This window comes from Ruixingdingia sedimenti, from assembly GCF_031432425.1.
Lineage (GTDB): Bacteria > Pseudomonadota > Alphaproteobacteria > Rhodobacterales > Rhodobacteraceae > Ruixingdingia > Ruixingdingia sedimenti.
This window is the reverse complement of the sequence record NZ_JAVKPH010000002.1, coordinates 266,983-284,972: the sequence shown is the minus strand read 5'-3', so window position 1 is coordinate 284,972 and position 17,990 is coordinate 266,983. Positions and strand designations below refer to the sequence as shown.

Below are 17,990 nucleotides of genomic sequence, written 5' to 3'. Positions count from 1 at the left end.
CACCCGAGGGAGGGAAACATGTCCGCAGCCAGACCAGCCGGCGCCCGCGCCGGACGGGACGATATTGCCGATGTGCTGATCATCGGCGCCGGGCCTTCGGGGTCGGTCGCCGCCAAGCACCTGGCAGAGGCAGGCTTCAGCGTGGTCTGTCTGGAACAGGGTTACATGCCCGACGCCGATGCCTATCCGGGCCGCCGCCCGGAATGGGAACTGGTGACGCAGAAACAATGGCATCCGAACCCCAACTACCGCGACCGGGAACGCGACTACCCGATCAACACCGCGGAATCGGACGTGAACCCGCTGATGTTCTGCGGCGTCGGCGGATCGGCCACCCTTTACGCCGGGCACTGGACGCCCTTCATGCCCTCGGATTTCCGCGTCAAGACGCTCGACGGCGTGGCCGACGACTGGCCCTTCACCTACGAAGACCTGCTGCCGCATCTGGAGGTGATCGAGCGCGAGGTCGGCGTGTCGGGCCTTGCCGGGAACCCCGCCTATCCGCCGAAACTCGCCTATCCCACCCCGGCGCTGCCCATCGGGCGGGTGGGGGCCAAGGCGGCGGAATGCCTCGATAAAATGGGCTGGCACTGGTGGCCGGGCACGAACGCCATCCCCTCGCAGCCCTACAACGGGCTCAACGCCTGCGTGCGCCGCGGCACCTGCATGAGCGGCTGCCCCGAAGGCGCGAAATCCACCACCGACCTGACCCACTGGCCCCATGCGATCCGCGCCGGCGCGCGGCTGGTGACGGGCGCGCGCGTGCGCCAGATCGAGGTCGATGACCGGGGCCTTGCCACCGGCGCGGTCTATGTCGACAGCGCGGGCCGCGAACGCCGCCAGCGCGCCCATGTCGTGATCCTCTGCGCCAATGGCATCGGCACGCCGCGGCTGCTGCTGCTTTCCGGCGGGGCGGACGGGCTGGCCAATTCCAGCGGCATGGTCGGCAAGCGGCTGATGATGCACCCGTTTTCCGCCGTTCAGGCGACCTTCGCCGACGATCTGCATTCCTGGCGCGGCCCCTTCGGGCAGAACATCGCCTCCTATGAATTCTACGAAACCGACACCGCGCGCGGCTTCGTGCGCGGGGCGAAATGGGGCGCGATGCCGGGGGGCGGGCCCTTGGGCGCCACCAGCTTCGTCGGGTCCAAGGTCTTTACCGACCCCGAGGCGCGGGTGGAGGACATGTGGGGCGCGAACCTGCACGATCTGGTGCTGCGCCGTTTCCGCCACACCATGGTCTGGGGCATCATCGGCGAGGACCTGCCGGAGGAGTCGAACCAGGTCCTGCTCGACCCCGACCTGACCGACAGCGACGGCATCCCCGCGCCGCGGCTGATCTACAAGGTCTCGGAAAACTCCGAACGCATGCTGAAGTTCCACGAGGACCGCTGCGTCGAGGCCTGCCTTGCCGGCGGCGCGATAGAGACCACGGTGGTCCACCAGATGCCCGATACCGGCTGGCATCTTCTGGGCACCTGCGTGATGGGCAAGGACCCGAAAACCTCGGTCGTCGACGAATGGGGGCGGTGCCACGACGTGCCGAACCTCTATATCCTCGACGGTTCCACCTTCCCGACCTCGGCCGGGCTCAACCCCACCGCGACGATCATGACCGTGGCGCTGCGCCAGACCCGCCGCCTGATCGCCGAACGGCGCAACCAGGAGGCCGCGTGATGGCGACGCTCACCCCCCAACAGCGCGCGGCCTTCGGCGCCATCGCGGATTACCTGATCCCCGCCTACAAGGGCCTTCCCGCCGCAACCGCGGTGGGGGTGCACGAGGGCATGGTGGATGCCGTCCTGAGCTACCGCCCGGATATCGAGGAGCCGTTCCTGCGCGGCCTCGCGGCGGTGGACACGGGCGATCTGTCCCCCAGCCTCAACGCGCTCTTCCGCGCCGATGCCGATGCGTTCAACGCGCTCGGCCTCGCCGCCTCGGGCGGGTATTACATGACGGCAGAGGTGCGCGCGATCCTCGGCTATCCGGGGCAGGAATCGCTGACCTACGACGCCCATGCCACGCCGGACTACCTGACCGACCACATGCTGGAACGGGTGGTGCGCCGCGGCCCGCTTTACCGCCCGACACCGGGATGACCGCACCGCGCCGGTAAACGAAGGGGCGCGCCTCTGTCACTTTCTGTCCAGAAATATCCCCGCCGGAGGCCGCCGACGACGCCATGACGCAGAACGCCAGCCGATCGGGCGCCCCACCGGACCACGCGGCCCCCCTGCCCGCCGGGACGGTGGACACGCATTTCCACGTCTTCGGCCCCGCCGCGCGCTATCCCTATGCCGAAGGGCGCAGCTACACCCCCGGCGACGCCTCGCTGGACGACTACCTGCGCGCGCTGGCCCCTCTGGGCGTGGCGCGGGGCGTGCTGGTGCAGCCGAGCGTCTATGGCACCGACAATACCTGCATGCTGGACGCCCTGCGCGCGCCGCCCTTGCCCCTGCGCGGGATCGCGGTGGTGGATGCGGACGTGACCGAGGCGGAACTGGACGCGATGCATGCCCTCGGCGTGCGCGGGATCCGCATCAACCTCGTCTTCGCCGCCGGCAAGGGCTTCGAGACTGCCCGCGCCCTCGCGCCCCGGCTGAAGGCGCGGGGCTGGCATGTGCAGTTCCTCGTCGATGTCTCCACCCTGCCCGACCTGCGCGCGGCGGTGGCGGGGCTGGATGTGGCGCTGGTCTTCGACCACATGGGCCATGTGCCGGCGGCGAAGGGGGTGGGCGATCCGGGCTTTCGGGCGCTGCTGGCGCTCATGGCCGAAGGCCGGGCCTGGGCCAAGGTCTCGGGCGCCTATCGCATGACCGCGCCGGGCGCGCGCCCGCCTTACGGGGATGTCGCCCCCTTCGCCGCCGCCGTTCTGGCGGCCAACCCCGAACGGGTGGTCTGGGCCAGCGACTGGCCGCATACCGCGCTGCATGTGCCGATGCCCGACGATGCCGATCTGGCCGCGATGGTGCTGGACTGGGTGCGCGGCCCCGCGCTGCGCCAGCGGCTTTTCGTCACCAACCCGCAGGCGCTCTACGGCTTCGACCCCTGACAGGACGGAAAGACAGACATGCAGACACAGATCCTCGTGGCGCTGGTGGCGGGCGCGGTGCTGCCCTTGCAGGCGATATTGAACGGCCATCTGTCGAAGGGCCTCGGCAGTGCCTTCCTCGGCTCCAACGTGTCGTTCCTGACCGCCACCATCGCGCTGGCGCTGTTGCAGGTGGTACTGCGCACGCCGATGCCCTCGGGCACGCAGATCGCCGGCATCGCGCCGGTCTGGTGGCTGGGGGGCGTGCTCGGCGCGGTCTATGTCACCGGGGCGATCACCAGCGTCGGCACGCTCGGCCCGGGCACGGCCATCTGCCTGATCGTGGCGGGCCAGATCTGCGCCGCACTCGCCATCGAGCATTTCGGCATCGCCGGCGCCACGGCGCAGCCGGTGTCGCTGCTGCGCCTCGGGGGTGCGGCGATGGTGCTGGCGGGCGCGGTGGTGGTGCTGCGCGGGTAGGATGTCACTCTCTGCCGCTTTGACTGGCGAAGGCGCGTGCCTTCGCCATGGCGATACAGATGCCGCTGCCCCGGCCGGGGGCCCAAAGCCCCCGGCCAGCGCCCGCCCCGCCCATGGCGGGCGCTTCTCGCCCGCCGGGGCAGGCGCTGGCCTTTCCATTTTTCCCGGCATCACGGTCCCTGGTGGCACCCGCGCGCGAACGGGCGGGGGAAACGCAATGCGTTTCCTGGTCCCGCCCGGCCCCGGCGATAGTGCAGATGTAGACCCCTCCCCCAAGGCGCTCCACCGGCTTGATCTCCGCCCTCGACCCCCGGCGACAAAAGCTTTCCCGCAACCCGGCGATCTTTGGAATGGCCCGGGGCGGCTTCCCCGACGATATTAGACGACAAGTTGAATCGTTATTGGAGACAGCCATGACCCTCCGCATCGCGGGCCTGTCCGGCAGCACGAGCCGCCCCTCCAGAACCCGGGCGCTGGTCGACATGGCCATCGGCCAAGCGGCGCAGAGGTTCGGCGCGGATGCCGCCAGCCATGACCTGTCGGACCTGCAACCCTCGCTCGGCCAGGCGGCGGTGCTGGACGATTTCGCACCCCTGCCGCGGGAAATCGTCGGCGCGATCCTGTCGGCGGATGCGCTGGTGATCGGCACGCCCGTCTACAAGGGCAGCTATACCGGGCTTTTCAAGCATCTCTTCGACCTGATCGACCCGGCGGCGCTGGCCGGCAAGCCGGTGCTGCTGGCCGCGACCGGCGGGGGCGAAAAACACGCGCTGGTGATCGAGCACCAGTTGCGCCCGCTGTTCGGTTTCTTCGAGGCCGCCAGCCTGCCCACCGGCATCTATGCCGGGGCGGCGGATTTCCACGACGGCCGGCCGGCGGCCCCCGCGCTGCTGGCGCGGCTCGACCGCGCGGTGGGCCAGTTCGCCCCCTGGCTCGGCCCCGCCCGGATGGCCGACGCCGCCTGACCGGCGGCACCCCTTCCCCCCGAAACCCGGCCGGACCGACCCGCAGCCCCGCGGGACCGGCATCCCATACCCGAAAGGCCCCCTGACATGACCCGCAAGATCCGCCTTGGCGCCTTCCTTCCCGGCGGCGGCCAGCATATCGACGCCTGGCGCCACCCCGACAGCCCCGCCGATGGCGCGACCAGCTTCGATTTCCACGTCAGGCTGGCGCAAGGGGCCGAACGGGGCCTGTTCGACGCCTATTTCCTGGCCGACGGCCTTGCCGTCGCCTTCGGCGGCGGGGTCGAGGGCGGCAACGCCAAGGTCGCGGGGTTCGAGCCGGTGACGCTGTTTTCCGCCCTCGCGCCCTTCACGAAACACCTCGGCGTCATCGCCACCGCCTCGACCACCTACGAGGAGCCCTACAACACCGCGCGCAAATTCGCCTCGCTCGACCTGATCTCGGGCGGGCGCGCGGGCTGGAACGTGGTGACGACCGCGACCGAAGCCGCCGCGCAGAACTTCAACCTCGACGCGCAGCACCCCCATGCCTGGCGCTATCGCCGCGCGGGGGAACATGTGGATGTGGTGAAAAAGCTGTGGGACAGTTTCGAGGACGACGCCTTCCTGCGCGACAAGGACACGGGCCGGTTTTTCGACCCCGACAAGGTGCATGACACCGGCCACCGCAGCGACCATTTCCGCGTCAAGGGGCCGCTCAACGTGCCGCGGTCGGCGCAGGGGCACCTGGTCATCGTGCAGGCGGGCCAGTCCGAGGACGGCCGCGGGCTGGGGGCGGCCACCGCCGAGGTGATCTTCACCGCCCACCAGCGCCTTGATACCGCGCAGGACTTCTACCGCGACATCAAGGCCCGCGCGCGCGGATTGGGGCGCGACCCGGCGCATATCCTGATGATGCCCGGCGTATCCCCCTTCGTCGGCCGGACCGAATCCGAGGCGCGCGAGAAATACGACCGCCTCACCGGCCTGATCCTGGAAGAGGATGGCATCGCCCTGATCAGGGGGCTGACGGGCGGCACGCTCGACCTGACCGGAGCCGACCTCGACGGCCCGCTGCCCCCCTTGGAGGAAACCGAGGGCATGAAGTCGCGCCAGGCGCTGATCCGCCAGATCGCCGACGACAACGCCTTCACCATCCGCCAGCTTTACCAAAGGATCGCCTCGGCCCGCGGCCATTTCACCGTGTCGGCAGCGCTGGACAGATCGCCGACACCCTGCAGGAGTGGTTCGAGAACGAGGGCGCCGACGGTTTCAACATCCTGCCGCCGCGGCTGCCGACGGGGCTGAGCGATTTCGTCGATCTGGTGATCCCCGAACTGCAACGCCGGGGCCTGTTCCGCACCGCCTACGAGGGGCGGACACTGCGCAAAAACCTCGGCCTGCCGTTCCCCGAAAACCACTGGACGGTGGCGCGCCGTTCGGCCCATGCGGCGGAGTAGGGGCGATGACCTATCAGAACCTCGGCACCACCATTCCCTCCTCCACCCCCTCCGGTGCGGCGCTGCTGCGCCGGGGGTCGGGGGCGGCGCGGGCGGGCCTTGCGCGGTACGGCCTGCTGCTGGCCTTTCTTGCCCTCTGGCAGGTCGGCGCCACGCGCGGCTGGATCAACCCCACGGTGTTTCCCCCGCTCGACCTGATCGGTCAGGCGTTGTGGAAGGGGATCGCCACCGGCGCGCTCTGGGGCGATATCGCCATAAGCCTGCAACCCGCGGGCATCGCCTTTGCCGCCGCGGTGGGGATAGGCATCCCGCTCGGCCTCTTCATGGGCCAGATCCGGGCGGTGGAACAGGCGCTGGACCCGATCCTGCAATTCTTCCGTCAGACCTCGGCGCTCGCGCTCTATCCGGTGTTCATCCTGCTTCTGGGTCTGGGCGAGGCATCCAAGGTGTTCGTCATCTTTTGGGCCACGCTCTTTCCCGTCCTTCTGGCCACCATCGGCGGCGTAAAGGAGGTGGACCGCAAGCTGATCGAGATGGCGCGGACCTATGGCGCGGGGCAGACGACCGTGTTCTGCCGGGTGATCCTGCCCGCCTCGGTGCCCGCGATCTTCGTCGGCCTGCAGCTGTCGGCCACCACGGCGCTGCTGTTGCTGATCGCGGCGGAAATGATCGGCGCGAACAAAGGCCTCGGCTTTCAGGTGATGAACGCGCAGTACAACTTCCAGATCCCGCAGATGTTCGCCGCGATCCTGCTGCTGGCGCTTCTGGGTCTGGCCGCGAATGCGGTGCTGGTCGGGCTGCAACGGCGGCTGTGCCGTTGGGCCGAGGCCGCACGCTGATCCCCCTTCTTCCCATACAAGGACCAAAGACATGACCCTTTCCTTCCGCGCCCTCGCGTTCGCCACCGCATTCGGCCTGTCCGCCGCCCCGGCGCTGGCCGATGTGACTATCCGCTACCTTGCCAACCAAGGCGGGCTTTCTCTGCATGAGCTTGCCGCCGAACCGGGCTATTTCGACGGCACCGCCGCGGTGCTGAACGCCATCGCCGCCGGCAACGATTTCGTCGCCGCCTACCCGACCAACGGGCTCAACGACGAGGCGCAGTCGATCTTCTACGTGCTGGAAGACAGCCCGATCCGCGACATCAGGGACATTGCGGGCAAGACCATCGCGGTCAACACGCTCGGCGCGCATCTCGACTATGTGGTGCGCGAGGCGCTGCATCAGGCCGGCCTGCCCGAAAACGCCGCCAATCTGGTCGTCGTGCCGGGGCCGCAGCTGGAACAGGTGCTGCGGTCGAAACAGGTGGACATTTCGGCCTTCGGCTATTGGCAGACCACCTTCGAGGGTGCTGCGCGCAAGGCCGGCGGGCTGCGCGCGGTCTTCGACGACACCGATGTTCTGGGCGAGATCGCGGGCGGCTTCATCGTGCTGCGCCGCGACTGGATCGCCGCCCATCCGGCCGAGGCGAAGATCTTCGTCGATGCCTCGATCAGGGCGCTCGACCATGCCCGCGAACATCCCGAGGAAACCCGCGCGATCTTTGCCCGTGTCTTGGGCGAACGCGGCGAGAACCCCGAGGTGGCGCAGTATTTCGCCGGCTACGGCGTGCGCGAAGGCGGGCGGCCGGGGACATCCTCTATGCCGCCGGCGATGCGCCGGCGGTGAACTGAGGCCGGCCGATGACCGCACAGGCCACCATCTGCCGCAGCGAGGTCACGATTCGTGACCTTTCCAAATCCTTCGCGCTGAACGGCCAGCGCCTGAGCGTGCCGCGCGACCTGCAACTCGACATCCGCGGCGGCGAAAGCCTTGCCATCGTCGGCCCCTCGGGCTGCGGCAAGACCACGCTGCTGCGCGTGCTGGCCGGGCTCGAGGCGCCCGACGCGGGCGCGGTGCTGATCGACGGCCATCCGGTGCAGGGTGTGGGCACCGAACGCGCGATCATCTTTCAGGAACCCCGCCTGCTGCCTTGGCTGACGGTTCTGGGCAATGTCGCCTTCGGGCTGGAACTGCGCGGCGCAAGCCGGGCCGAGGCCGCGGCCCGCGCGCGCCACTACCTCCGCCTTGTGGGATTGACCGCGTTCGAGCACGCCCATCCCCGCCAGCTGTCGGGCGGCATGGCGCAACGGGTGGGCATCGCTCGCGCGCTGACGGTGCAGCCGGAAATCCTGCTGCTGGACGAACCGCCCGGCGCGCTCGACGCGATGACCAAGCTGACCATGCAGGAGGAACTGGCCCGCATCTGGCGCGAGGAAGGGGTGACGATGATCCTTGTCACCCACGACCTCGAAGAGGCGATCTTTCTGGCCGACCGCGTGCTGGTGCTGCCAGGGGACAAGCGCGCGCGCCCCCGGCTGGTCGACATCGCCCTGCCCCGCCCGCGCGACCGCAGCGCGCCCGGCTTCGTCGCCATCGCCACCGGCTGATGGCGGAATTCGGACTGCACTGACCGGCCCGCCCCCGCCCGGCGGCTTCGCGGGCGGAGGGGATCGGGCCGGGGGGCCAGCTCCCCGGACCCCCCGGGATATTTGTGCCAGCCTGAAGATGCGGGCCGCGCTTTGCCCCGAACAAGGGGGGCGCCACCGGTTCGTGAACCAGCCGGCGCGCGGGCTGGCCCCGCCATCGGAACAGCCCGCGGTCCTGACCCGCCCCACCTGACTTAAATCAAGGCAGGCGGCAGGAAGATGGTTTCATATGCAACCATGGCGGGGCAATCCCGCGATGGAGGTGACGATGTACGAGAAGCTCGACAAACACAGCCTGCTGGTGAACCGGATGGCCGCTTCTGCGCAGGTGGACCTGGCCGAGGTGCTGCTGCGCGGCCGCCTTTCCCCCTATGCCCTGCGCGGCGCGATCCACAGCTGCACCCATTGCCAGCACGTCGCGCGCTGCGAGGCGCATCTGGCCGCCCTGCCCGGCGACGGGGCAGCGCGGGAGATCCCGGTCTATTGCCGCAACAAGGCGCTGTTCGACAACCTGCCCCGGACCGTCCCGGCCTGAGCCCGGCCCCGGCCTTGCGGCCGGTGGCGCGCCGCACGGGGATATTCGGGTCACGGTGAAAGGCGCAGGCGCGCGCCCGCACACGGGGCGCAGGAAACTTGTCTCCCACTTTCACAGGCAAACCGTATTCGCTCGGAAAGCGGCCCCTGCTCTCCACCACGAAACCACGCCCTCTTCACTTTCTGTCCCTAAATATCCCGCGGGGGTCCGGGGGCGCGAAGCCCCCGGCGCCGCCCTTTCCGCCGCCGCGGCCGCGGGGGTCAGCCCGCGATGGCCGCCGCTGCCACCTCGGCGATGGCCGCGTCGTCGTCGGTGGTGCCGCCCGCAACCCCCACCGCGCCGATCACCGCGCCGTCCTTCGTGATCGGCACGCCGCCGCCGAACACCACCAGCGGCTGGGTGCGGTGCGAATGTTCCATCCCGAAGAGCGGCCCGCCCGGCTGCACCAGCGGCATGATGTCGGCCGTCTTCATGTTCAGCGACCGCGCGGTATAGGCCTTGGCCTGCGAAATCTCGATCGAGGCCAGCAGCGCGTCTTCCATGCGCAGGAAACCCAGAAGGTTGCGCCCCGCGTCCACGATGGCGATCGACGAGGGCGATTTCAGCTCGCCCGCCTTCTTCAACGCGGCGGCAAGGCCCGCCTGTACCTGTGCTGCGGTGATGGTCATCCTGTTCCCTCCTGTTTCAGGCTGCGGTTTTCGTGCCCCGCCCGCCCATCGACAGGGCGAGCAGCTGGTCATGGTTGCATTCGGATTTCGGCGCCTCGTGCACCACCACGCCGTTGCGGATCACCATCACGCGTTCGGCCAGCGACAGGATCTCGCGCGTGGACGAGGTGATCACGATCACCGCCGCGCCGCTGTCGGCAAGGCGCAGGATGATGTCGTAGATTTCGCGGATCGCGCCCACATCGACACCCGAGGTCGGTTCGACGAAGACATAGACCCGCGCCTCGGCCTTGAGCCATTTGCCGATCACCGCCTTCTGCTGGTTGCCGCCGGAAAAGAAGCGCACCTGCCGGTGCGGCGTGCGGGGGTTGACGTTCAGCTGGTCCATCACCGCCGCGGCATAGGCCTGCGCCCGCGCCCCCCGGATGAGGCCGAGCCGCGACAGCCGCGCCAGCACCGGCAGGGCGATGTTTTCCGCCACCGACAGGTTGGGGAACAGCGCCTGGCGGCGGCGGTCCTCGGGGATCACGGCGATGCGGGCGCGGCGCGCGGCGGGCGGGCTGCCGAGCGTCACCTCCCGCCCGTCCACCCGCACCCGCCCGCCCGAGGGCAGGATGCCCCCCAGGGCCAGTTCCACCTGTTCCATGCCGCCGCCCACGGGGCCGGTGATGCCCAGAACCTCGCCCGCGCGCACGGTGGTGGTCAGGGGGGCGAGTTTGGCGGTGGTCAGCCCGTCGAGGTCCAGCACCACGGGCCGGCCGGTCGAATCGGCGGTGTTCGACACCTCCAGTTCCGCGCGCGAACGGTCCACCATCAGTTCCGTCACCCGTTCCTCGGTGATCTCGTCGCGGTCGAGCGTGGCCGACACCGCGCCCCCGCGCAGGATCGTGGCGCGGTCGCAGATGCGTTTGATCTCTTCCAGCCGGTGCGAGATGTAGATGATGGTGATCCCTTGCGCGCGGAAGTTCTGGATGATGCGGAACAACAGTTCCACCTCGGGCGCCGACAGCCGGGCGGTGGGTTCGTCGAGGATGATGACCTTGTACTTGCGGTGGAACAGCGTGCCGAGCGTCACCAGCTGCGCCTCTGCCGCGCTCAGGCTGCGGGCGGGGCGGGCGGCGTCGATGGCGATGCCGATCTCGTCGAGGATCGCCTGCGCCTGCGCCTGGATCCGCGCGGACGAGATCATCGCCCCGCCGGGTTCGTTGCCCAGAAGGATGTTTTCGCCCACGCTGAAGCCCGCGATCAGTTCGGTATCCTGATAGACCGCGCCGAGGCCGAGCCGATGCGCGTCCAGCGGGTTGTTGATCCGCACCGGCGCGCCTTCCAGCAGGATCTCGCCCCCCGTGGCGCCATAGACGCCGGTCAGGATCTTGATCAGCGTCGATTTGCCCGCGCCGTTTTCGCCCAGAAGCCCGTGCACCTCGCCCCGCCGGAAGCCGAGCGTGATGCCGCGCAGCACCGTGGTGCCGCTGAATTCCTTCGTCAGGTCGCGTACTTCCAGCAGCCAGTCCGACATCGCCGCCCCCTCAGATGAACTTGAGGTGGATTTCCTCGCGGTTGAGCATCGCATTCGCGCCCACGGCAAGGATCAGGATCAGGCCGGAAAACAGCTGGCGCGCGGCGAAGGGAAAGCCCACCATGTTCATGCCGGAATTCACCATGTAGATGAAGAACACCCCCAGAAGCGTGCCGAACACATGCGGCTTGCCCTTGCCGAGGACGGTGGCGCCCAGGAACACGGCCGCAAACGCCTCCAGCAGATAGCCCTCGCCCCCCACCGGCTGCGCCGAGGTGGAGATGGAGGTGAGGATCACCCCCCCGATCCCCGACATCAGCCCCGCCAGCACGAAGGCGAGGATCAGCCAGTGATAGACCTTCACCCCCGAATAATAGGCCGCCATCGGGTTGTCGCCCACGGCGGTGATGTAATGCCCCGCCCGGGTGCGGGTGGCGACGACATGCATGATCGCGACCACCACCAGCAGGATGATCACCGGAAAGGCGATCATGCCGATCTTGCCCTGCCCGATGAAGCGGAAGGCGCGTTCGCCGTAATCCACCGCGATCTGGTAGCCGCCGGTGATGAAGATGTTGATGCCGCCGAGGACGAACATCATCCCCAGTGTCACCACGATCCCCGACAGCCGCCCGTATGTCACCAGCACCCCGTTGACGAAACCGATGAACCCCGCGACGCAGAGCGCCCCCGCGATGGCGGCCCATGGCCCCACCACCGGGATCAGGAAGGCGGTGACGATCGAGGTGGTGGTGACGGTCAGCCCCACCGACAGGTCGAAACTGCCCCCCACCACCACGAAGGTCAGCCCGACCGAGACGAGGCAGCTGACGATCATAGAAAACAGCACGTTGTTGAGGTTCGACACCGTGAAGAACCAGGGCGAGGCGAAGGCGAAGCCGATGCCCGTGGCGATGATCACCACGATGGTGCCCCACCGGCGCAGAAAGCGCACCAGCGGCGACCCGCCCTGCCCCGTGCCCTTGACGGCAGGCCCCGCGGGCAGCGCCGCGGCCGGGGGTTGCGGTGTTGGTTGAGCCATGATCGTCCCCTGCTCGGTTGTTCCCCGGGCGGGCGCCGCCCGGGGTGCGCGCCCGTGGTCACGAATTGTAGACGCCGCCGTCGATGGTGATCGCCTGCGCCGTCATGTAGGCGCTTTCGTCCGAGGCGAGATAGACGAACATCGGCGCGATTTCCGCCGGGGTGGCCTGCCGGCCGAGCGGCACCACCGCCTTCACCGCCTGCGCCTGCGCCGCCGCCCCGCCCATGAAGTCGATGGCGGGCTGGTTGAAGGCGGTATCGACCCAGCCCGGGCAGATCGCGTTGACGCGGATGTTGTCGCCGGCCAGTTCCATCGCCAGCGCGGTGGTGAAGCCGATCACCGCGCCCTTGGACGCCGAATAGGCCGTCATCCCCGGCCCCCCGCGCTTGCCCGCAAGCGACGAGGTGTTGATGATCGACCCGCCCCTGCCCGCCTTGCGCATCAGCGGCACGGCATGTTTGGCGCCGAAGAAATGCGCCCGCGCGTTCACCGCGAAAAGGGCATCCCACTTCGCCGCGTCGAAATCCGTCACCGCGCCCGAATGTTGCAGCCCCGCGTTCTGCGCCAGCACGTCGAGCCCGCCGAGCCATTCGGCGCCGCGGTCCACCAGCGCCCTGACGCTCGCCTCGTCGGTCACGTCGACCTGGATGAAATGCACCGCGGCGCCGAATTCGCGCGCGGTGTCGGCCCCGGTGGCATCGCGGTCGCCGATGACGACGCGCGCGCCCTCGGCCACGAACTGGCGCACGGCCTCCTTGCCGATATTGCCCACCGCGCCGGTGATGATGATGCGTTTGCCTTCCAGCCGTCCGGCCATGCCGCGCCCCCTATCCTATGTCCGACAGAAGCCGCCCGCCGCGGCCCCAGTTGTCCTCGCCCACCTCGGTGATGATGACGTGAACGCGGTCGCGGGCGGACCCGCAGACCTCCACCAGCACCTCGGTCATGCGCAGGGCGATCTCGCGCTTCTGCTCGATCGTGCGCCCTGCCTTGATCTTCACCTCGACCATCGGCATCGCGGTTCCCCCTGATACGGGCCGGGCGCGGGTCGCGCCCGGCCCCGTGGCGTCAGCCGCCGTATTGCGCGAGGAAGGCGATGGCCTCTTCGTCCATCTTCTGCACCTCGGCCAGCGCCTCTGCCGCCTGGTCCTTGGTGATCTGCGTCACCGGCACCCGGCTGTGGAAGGGCGGCACCTCCTCGCCCTGGCCGAGCTTGATCGCGGTTTCCGCCACCATCTCGCCCATCGTGTGCCAGGGCACGTCGGTGGAAAACTCGATGGGCGAATCGGGTTGCGACATTTCCTCCAGCAGCTGGTTCGAGAAATAGTGGTTGAAGATGCGCACATCCGTCCGGTTCATCTGCCGCAGCGCCTGCGCCGCGCCGATGGTCAGCGGCCACCACCAGCTGATGATGCCGGTGATCGAGCCCGGCTGCGGGTTCGCCTGCAACAGCGACAGCACGTTTTCGCGGCCCTTGGAAATCTGGTCCTGCGTGGACACGGACCCCGACATGAATTCCAGCAGTTTCATCCGCGGCTCATAGCTGGCCATCAGCGCGAAGGTGTCGCCCTCCTGGTCGAAGGGGGTATAGAAGCCCCGGCTTTCCGCGGTCTGCACGAAGGTGCCCTGCCGCCCGGTGGCGTTCATCACATGATAGCCCATCACCGTGCCGGTGCCATAGGTATCCTCGGTGACGAAGGGCGAATCCTTCACCGGCACGGCGAAGCCCACGGTCTTGATGCCGCGGCGCTGCGCCTCTTCCACCAGATAGGCGGTTTCGGATTCGAGCGAGTAGATGCCGAGCACCAGCACGTCGATGTCGCGGTCCAGCAGCGTGCGGGCGCTGTCCTGCTCGCTTTGCTTGGAGGGCGTGCCGCGCACGGTGACGGGTTCGCCGCCCAGTTCCACGACCTTCTTCAGCAGCGTATAGCAGCCGCGCCGCCAGGGCTGGTTGAACGGCCCGTAGTTGAGCCCGAGCCCCACCCGCACCGCCTTGGCCTGCGCGATGGCGGGGGCGGCGAGCGTGCCGGCCAGCCCCGCCAGCGCCAGCGTGCTGCCGGTGCCGGCCAGGAACCCGCGCCGGCTGACGCCGCCGGTGGGATCTTGGTGGTTGATGTCGTCGGTCATGGCTATCCTCCTCCTGCGTGATGGGCCCTCTCGGGGTCCCTTGCCCGCCCGGTTGGCCCGGGCGGTTTTGTCTGGTCCCGCCCGGCTGCCCGGGTGGTCTATGTCCGTTCCGCGCCGCCGGGGCGGGTCAGGAAACCGGCGATCAGATCCGCCGCCGCATCGGGGCGTTCCAGCGTGAACAGATGCGCGGAATGTGCGATTTCGGCATAATCCGCGCCGGGAATGCGGGCCTGCAACGCGCGCATCGCCGCCGGGGGCGCCGACGGGTCGCCCGCCCCCGCGATCAGCAGCGTGGGGCAGCCGATCGCCTCTGGCACGCCCGTCAGGTCCATGTCGCGGATCGCCGCCGCCGCCCCGGCGTAACCGGCGGCGGATGTGCCCAGGATCATCGCGCGCACGCGGTCCACCAGCGCGGGTTCGGCGGCGCGGAAGGCGGGCGTGAACCAGCGGTCCAGCGTGCCCTCGACCAGCCCCGACAGCCCCTGCGCCCGCGCCTCTGCCACCCGCCCGGCCCAAAGGTCGCGGGGGCTGTCGGCGAAGGTCGCGCAGAGGACCAGCCGCCCCACCCGCGCGGGCGCCCGCGCCGCCATCAGCTGCGCCACCATCCCGCCGAGCGACAGGCCCACGACATGCGCCCGGTCGACCGCCAGCGCATCCATCACCGCCAGCGCATCCGCCATCAGCAGGTCGAGCGTATAATCCCCCCCGGTCGCCCCCGTGCCGCCATGGCCGCGGGCGTCGAACCGGATCACGTCATGGCCGCGCGCCAGCACCGGCGCCACGCCGTCCCACATCGTCAGATCGGATGCGAGGCTGTTCAGCAGCAGCACCGCAGGCGCCCCCGCCGGGCCCGACCGGGCCACCCTCACCGGGATGCCGTTCAGTTCCAGGCGTTCCACGCGCGATCCTCCCCCGCTGCCGATCGCCGTCCCTCGGGCAAATCCGACCACCCGCCGACATTATTGTCAACAATTTTGTTGCAAAAATTGCCAACATGCCAGCATATGAGCATCTGACCCTCATGCGCGGTGAGGAGCCGATGGACGTGCAGACAGTCGTGATCGGGGCCGGCGTCGTGGGGCTGGCCATTGCCCGGCGGCTGGCCCAGGCCGGGCGCGAGGTGCTGCTGCTCGACCAGGCCGACCGAATCGGGGCCGAAACCTCGTCGCGCAATTCCGAGGTCATCCATGCCGGGATCTACTACCCCGCCGGCAGCCTGAAGGCGCGGCTCTGCGTGGCCGGCAAGGCCGCGCTTTACGCCTATTGCGCCGAACGGGGCGTGGCGGCGCAGGCGACGGGCAAGCTGATCGTGGCGGTGAGCGAGGACCAGATCCCGGCGATGCGGGCGCTCATGGCGCGGGGCCGGGCGAACGGGGTGGGCGATCTCGTCTGGCTCGATGCCGGGGCGGCGCAGGCGCTGGAACCGGCGCTGCGCTGCCGCGCGGCGCTGCTGTCGCCGGGGTCGGGCATCGTGGACAGCCACGCGCTGATGCTGGCGCTGCTGGCGGATGCGGAAGCGGCCGGGGCGGTGCTGGCGCTGCATGCCCGCGTCACCGCCATCGCCCCCGCGCAGGGCGGCTACCGGCTGACGGCCGAGGATGCCGGCGGCACCCCCGCCCCCCTGACCTGCGCCGAGGTGGTGAACAGCGCCGGCCACGGCGCGCCCGCGCTGGCGGCGGCCACCCGCGGCCTGCCCCCCGCCCATGTGCCGCGCGCCTGGATGGCCAAGGGCCGGTATTTCAGCGTCTCGGGCGCCACGCCCTTCCGCCACCTGATCTACCCGATGCCGACCCGCGACGGGCTCGGCATCCACATCACGCTGGATCTGGCCGGGCGGATGCGGCTCGGCCCCGATCTGGTCCGGGTCGACCGGCTGGACTACGGGCTCGACCCCGCGCTGGCCGAACCCTTCCGCGCCGCCGTCGCCCCGTTCTGGCCCGGCGTCGAAGGGCGCGACCTCGGCCCCGCCTACAGCGGCATCCGCCCCAAGATCGGCGGCCCGCTGGACGCGCCCGCCGATTTCGCGGTAGAGGGTCCGGCCAGCCACGGAATGGCGGGGCTCGTGAACCTCTTCGGCATCGAATCCCCCGGCCTGACCTCCTGCCTCGCCCTGGCGGATCATGCCGCCGATCAGCTATTCGGAGTTGCATCGTGAAGCCGACCAGGAACAGCCAAGGCGTGACCGAGATCGTCGCGTTCGTCAAACAGAACATCATCTTCGGCCGCATGCGCCCGCGCGAGCGGCTGATCGAGGAAGACCTGACCAGCCAGTTCGGCGCCTCGCGCCATGTCGTGCGCGCGGCGATGGTGGAACTGGAACAGATGGGCCTGGTGACGCGGCGGCCGAACAAGGGCGCCACGGTGCGCGACTTTTCGGTGGCCGAGGTCGAACAGATCTACGACACCCGCGCGCTGTTGCAGACCGAGGCCGCCCGCCGCATCCCCATGCCCGCCGCCCCCGGCCTGATCGACGAACTGGAACGGGTCCATGCCGACTATTGCGCCGCGCATGACGCGGGCAACCTGCAACGGGTCTGCGCGCTCAACAACCAGTTCCACCGCACGATCTGGGATGCCTGCGGCAACGGCTCGCTGGTCGGGCTGATCGACCGGCTGTGGACGGAAACGCTCGGCATCCGCTGCTACGGGATCGGGGATCCGGCGCTTTTGCGGCTGGCGCGGGCCGAACATGGCGAGATGATCGCGCTTTTGCGCAAGGGCGACCGCGCGGCCTTCGTCGATCTGTCGATCCGGCACATGCAACCCTCGCTGGAGGCGTACAAGCGCGCCCATGGCGGCTGGAACGCCGCCAACCCGCCGGAAGGAAGCGCCGCATGACCCGGATTGCCCCCCGCATCCCCTATGAAATCGTGGTGCAGGGCAACAACCTGCGCCTGCGCGAGGATTTCCTGGGCATGTCGAACGTGACCCTGCTGCATCCGCCCTCGGGGCCGATGCTGGTGGACACCGGGGGCTATATCGCGCGGCTCGGCCTCTTGAAGGCGCTGAAGGCGCGGGGGCTTGCGCCCGCCGACATCCGCACCGTGTTCCTGACGCATCTGCATTTCGACCATTCCCACAACATCGACCTCTTCCCGCAGGCGCGGTTCATCGTCAGCCGGCGGGAATGGGACTATGCCGCGAACCCGCATCCCGACGACATCCTGATGCCCTGGGGCCTGCACGACCGGCTGCGCGCCAGCGACCTGACGCTGATCGAGGGCGAGGGCGAACTGGAACCCGGCCTGCACCACTTCCCCGCCCCCGGCCACACCCCGGGCTGCCACGCGCTGGCGCTGACCGCACCCGACGGCGCGCGGGTGGTGATCGCGGGCGATGCGATCAAATACGCGAAAGAGGCGATCCTCGCGCGTTGCGACATGGGTTTCGACACGGTGGAGGCCGGCAACGCCTCGATCCGCCGCATCCTTTCCATGGCCGACCGCATCGTGCCGGGCCATTTCCCCGAACTGGTCCGCCAGCCCGACGGCCAGTTTTCCTGGACCGAAGAGGCCGCCTTCGACCTGCGGGTGCGCTGAACCCCGGCGGCCTGCGCGGCGTCGAGGACAGCGCCGGGGGCCAGCCCCCGGACCCCCGGGATATTTAGGGACAGAAAATGAAGGGGGCAGTTTCCTCTTCAGACAACGCCCTTTGCGGCTTCATCTTGCCCCGAATACTCCGGGGGCGACGGATGGTGCGCCACGGGTTCGAAAACC

At 69.3% G+C, this 17,990-nt stretch carries 21 protein-coding genes; 14 read left to right on the top strand and 7 right to left on the bottom strand.

Translation table 11 applies throughout. From position 1 onward, the window contains the following. Positions 1–18: 18 nt before the first annotated feature. The 11 genes from RGD00_RS03390 to RGD00_RS03340 all read left to right on the top strand — a co-directional run bounded on the left by RGD00_RS03390 (position 19) and on the right by RGD00_RS03340 (position 8,918). Entirely contained in the window at positions 19–1,677 is a 1,659-nt protein-coding gene (locus RGD00_RS03390; RefSeq protein WP_310455873.1) for a GMC family oxidoreductase, read from the top strand. Beyond that, positions 1,677–2,099, top strand: coding sequence for a gluconate 2-dehydrogenase subunit 3 family protein (locus RGD00_RS03385; RefSeq protein ID WP_310455872.1), 423 nt, complete (start codon positions 1,677–1,679; stop codon positions 2,097–2,099). The genes RGD00_RS03390 and RGD00_RS03385 overlap by 1 nt, the downstream gene beginning before the upstream one ends. An 83-nt stretch (positions 2,100–2,182) precedes the next feature. Next, entirely contained in the window at positions 2,183–3,052 is an 870-nt protein-coding gene (locus tag RGD00_RS03380) for an amidohydrolase family protein (RefSeq protein WP_310455870.1), read from the top strand. A gap of 18 nt (positions 3,053–3,070) precedes the next feature. Beyond that, positions 3,071–3,511 (top strand): DMT family transporter, encoded by a 441-nt coding sequence (locus tag RGD00_RS03375; protein ID WP_310455868.1) that lies wholly within the window; start codon positions 3,071–3,073, stop codon positions 3,509–3,511. Between the two features lie 413 nt (positions 3,512–3,924). Further along, positions 3,925–4,476 carry an FMN reductase gene (gene msuE, locus RGD00_RS03370; RefSeq protein ID WP_310455867.1) on the top strand — a complete coding sequence of 184 codons (552 nt, stop codon included), beginning with the start codon at positions 3,925–3,927 and terminating at the stop codon, positions 4,474–4,476. 87 nt (positions 4,477–4,563) lie between these two features. Further along, the gene (locus tag RGD00_RS03365) at positions 4,564–5,763 is read left to right on the top strand and encodes an NtaA/DmoA family FMN-dependent monooxygenase (protein ID WP_310455866.1); all 1,200 of its coding nucleotides are present in this window, start codon (positions 4,564–4,566) and stop codon (positions 5,761–5,763) included. A gap of 17 nt (positions 5,764–5,780) precedes the next feature. Then, positions 5,781–5,915, top strand: a complete 135-nt coding sequence (locus RGD00_RS03360; protein ID WP_310455864.1) for a hypothetical protein — start codon at positions 5,781–5,783, stop codon at positions 5,913–5,915. Positions 5,916–5,920: 5 nt separating this feature from the next. Next, entirely contained in the window at positions 5,921–6,754 is an 834-nt protein-coding gene (locus RGD00_RS03355) for an ABC transporter permease (protein ID WP_310455863.1), read from the top strand. A gap of 31 nt (positions 6,755–6,785) precedes the next feature. Continuing rightward, positions 6,786–7,583, top strand: a complete 798-nt coding sequence (locus RGD00_RS03350) for an ABC transporter substrate-binding protein (RefSeq protein ID WP_310455861.1) — start codon at positions 6,786–6,788, stop codon at positions 7,581–7,583. 14 nt (positions 7,584–7,597) lie between these two features. Beyond that, positions 7,598–8,344 (top strand): ABC transporter ATP-binding protein, encoded by a 747-nt coding sequence (locus RGD00_RS03345; RefSeq protein ID WP_310455859.1) that lies wholly within the window; start codon positions 7,598–7,600, stop codon positions 8,342–8,344. 268 nt (positions 8,345–8,612) lie between these two features. Beyond that, complete coding sequence (locus tag RGD00_RS03340; RefSeq protein ID WP_310455857.1) at positions 8,613–8,918, top strand: DUF6455 family protein; 306 nt, start codon at positions 8,613–8,615, stop codon at positions 8,916–8,918. A gap of 260 nt (positions 8,919–9,178) precedes the next feature. Here the strand turns inward: RGD00_RS03340 and RGD00_RS03335 are convergent, their stop codons facing one another. The 7 genes from RGD00_RS03335 to pcaD all read right to left on the bottom strand — a co-directional run bounded on the left by RGD00_RS03335 (position 9,179) and on the right by pcaD (position 15,173). Next, positions 9,179–9,586: a GlcG/HbpS family heme-binding protein gene (locus RGD00_RS03335; RefSeq protein WP_310455856.1), complete on the bottom strand. Its 408-nt coding sequence runs from the start codon at positions 9,584–9,586 to the stop codon at positions 9,179–9,181. Positions 9,587–9,602: 16 nt separating this feature from the next. Next, a complete protein-coding gene (locus RGD00_RS03330; RefSeq protein ID WP_310455855.1) occupies positions 9,603–11,105 on the bottom strand; it encodes a sugar ABC transporter ATP-binding protein in 1,503 nt (500 codons plus the stop codon). Positions 11,106–11,115: 10 nt separating this feature from the next. Beyond that, on the bottom strand, positions 11,116–12,147 hold the full coding sequence (locus RGD00_RS03325) for an ABC transporter permease (protein ID WP_310455854.1): 1,032 nt from the start codon (positions 12,145–12,147) through the stop codon (positions 11,116–11,118). Between the two features lie 58 nt (positions 12,148–12,205). Further along, positions 12,206–12,964, bottom strand: a complete 759-nt coding sequence (locus RGD00_RS03320; protein WP_310455851.1) for an SDR family NAD(P)-dependent oxidoreductase — start codon at positions 12,962–12,964, stop codon at positions 12,206–12,208. Positions 12,965–12,974: 10 nt separating this feature from the next. Next, complete coding sequence (locus tag RGD00_RS03315) at positions 12,975–13,163, bottom strand: tautomerase family protein (RefSeq protein WP_310455850.1); 189 nt, start codon at positions 13,161–13,163, stop codon at positions 12,975–12,977. A 52-nt stretch (positions 13,164–13,215) separates the two neighbouring features. Next, positions 13,216–14,274, bottom strand: a complete 1,059-nt coding sequence (locus tag RGD00_RS03310; RefSeq protein WP_310455848.1) for a sugar ABC transporter substrate-binding protein — start codon at positions 14,272–14,274, stop codon at positions 13,216–13,218. A gap of 98 nt (positions 14,275–14,372) precedes the next feature. After that, complete coding sequence (pcaD, locus tag RGD00_RS03305; RefSeq protein WP_310455846.1) at positions 14,373–15,173, bottom strand: 3-oxoadipate enol-lactonase; 801 nt, start codon at positions 15,171–15,173, stop codon at positions 14,373–14,375. A 140-nt stretch (positions 15,174–15,313) separates the two neighbouring features. On the opposite strand from pcaD, the gene RGD00_RS03300 reads away from it, so the two are divergent. The 3 genes from RGD00_RS03300 to RGD00_RS03290 are packed head-to-tail and all read left to right on the top strand — an operon-like array spanning position 15,314 to position 17,813. Continuing rightward, positions 15,314–16,429 carry an NAD(P)/FAD-dependent oxidoreductase gene (locus tag RGD00_RS03300; RefSeq protein ID WP_310455845.1) on the top strand — a complete coding sequence of 372 codons (1,116 nt, stop codon included), beginning with the start codon at positions 15,314–15,316 and terminating at the stop codon, positions 16,427–16,429. After that, entirely contained in the window at positions 16,426–17,112 is a 687-nt protein-coding gene (locus tag RGD00_RS03295) for a GntR family transcriptional regulator (RefSeq protein WP_310455843.1), read from the top strand. The genes RGD00_RS03300 and RGD00_RS03295 overlap by 4 nt, the downstream gene beginning before the upstream one ends. Further along, complete coding sequence (locus RGD00_RS03290; protein WP_310455842.1) at positions 17,109–17,813, top strand: MBL fold metallo-hydrolase; 705 nt, start codon at positions 17,109–17,111, stop codon at positions 17,811–17,813. Before RGD00_RS03295 ends, RGD00_RS03290 begins: the two co-directional genes overlap by 4 nt. Positions 17,814–17,990 lie beyond the last annotated feature (177 nt).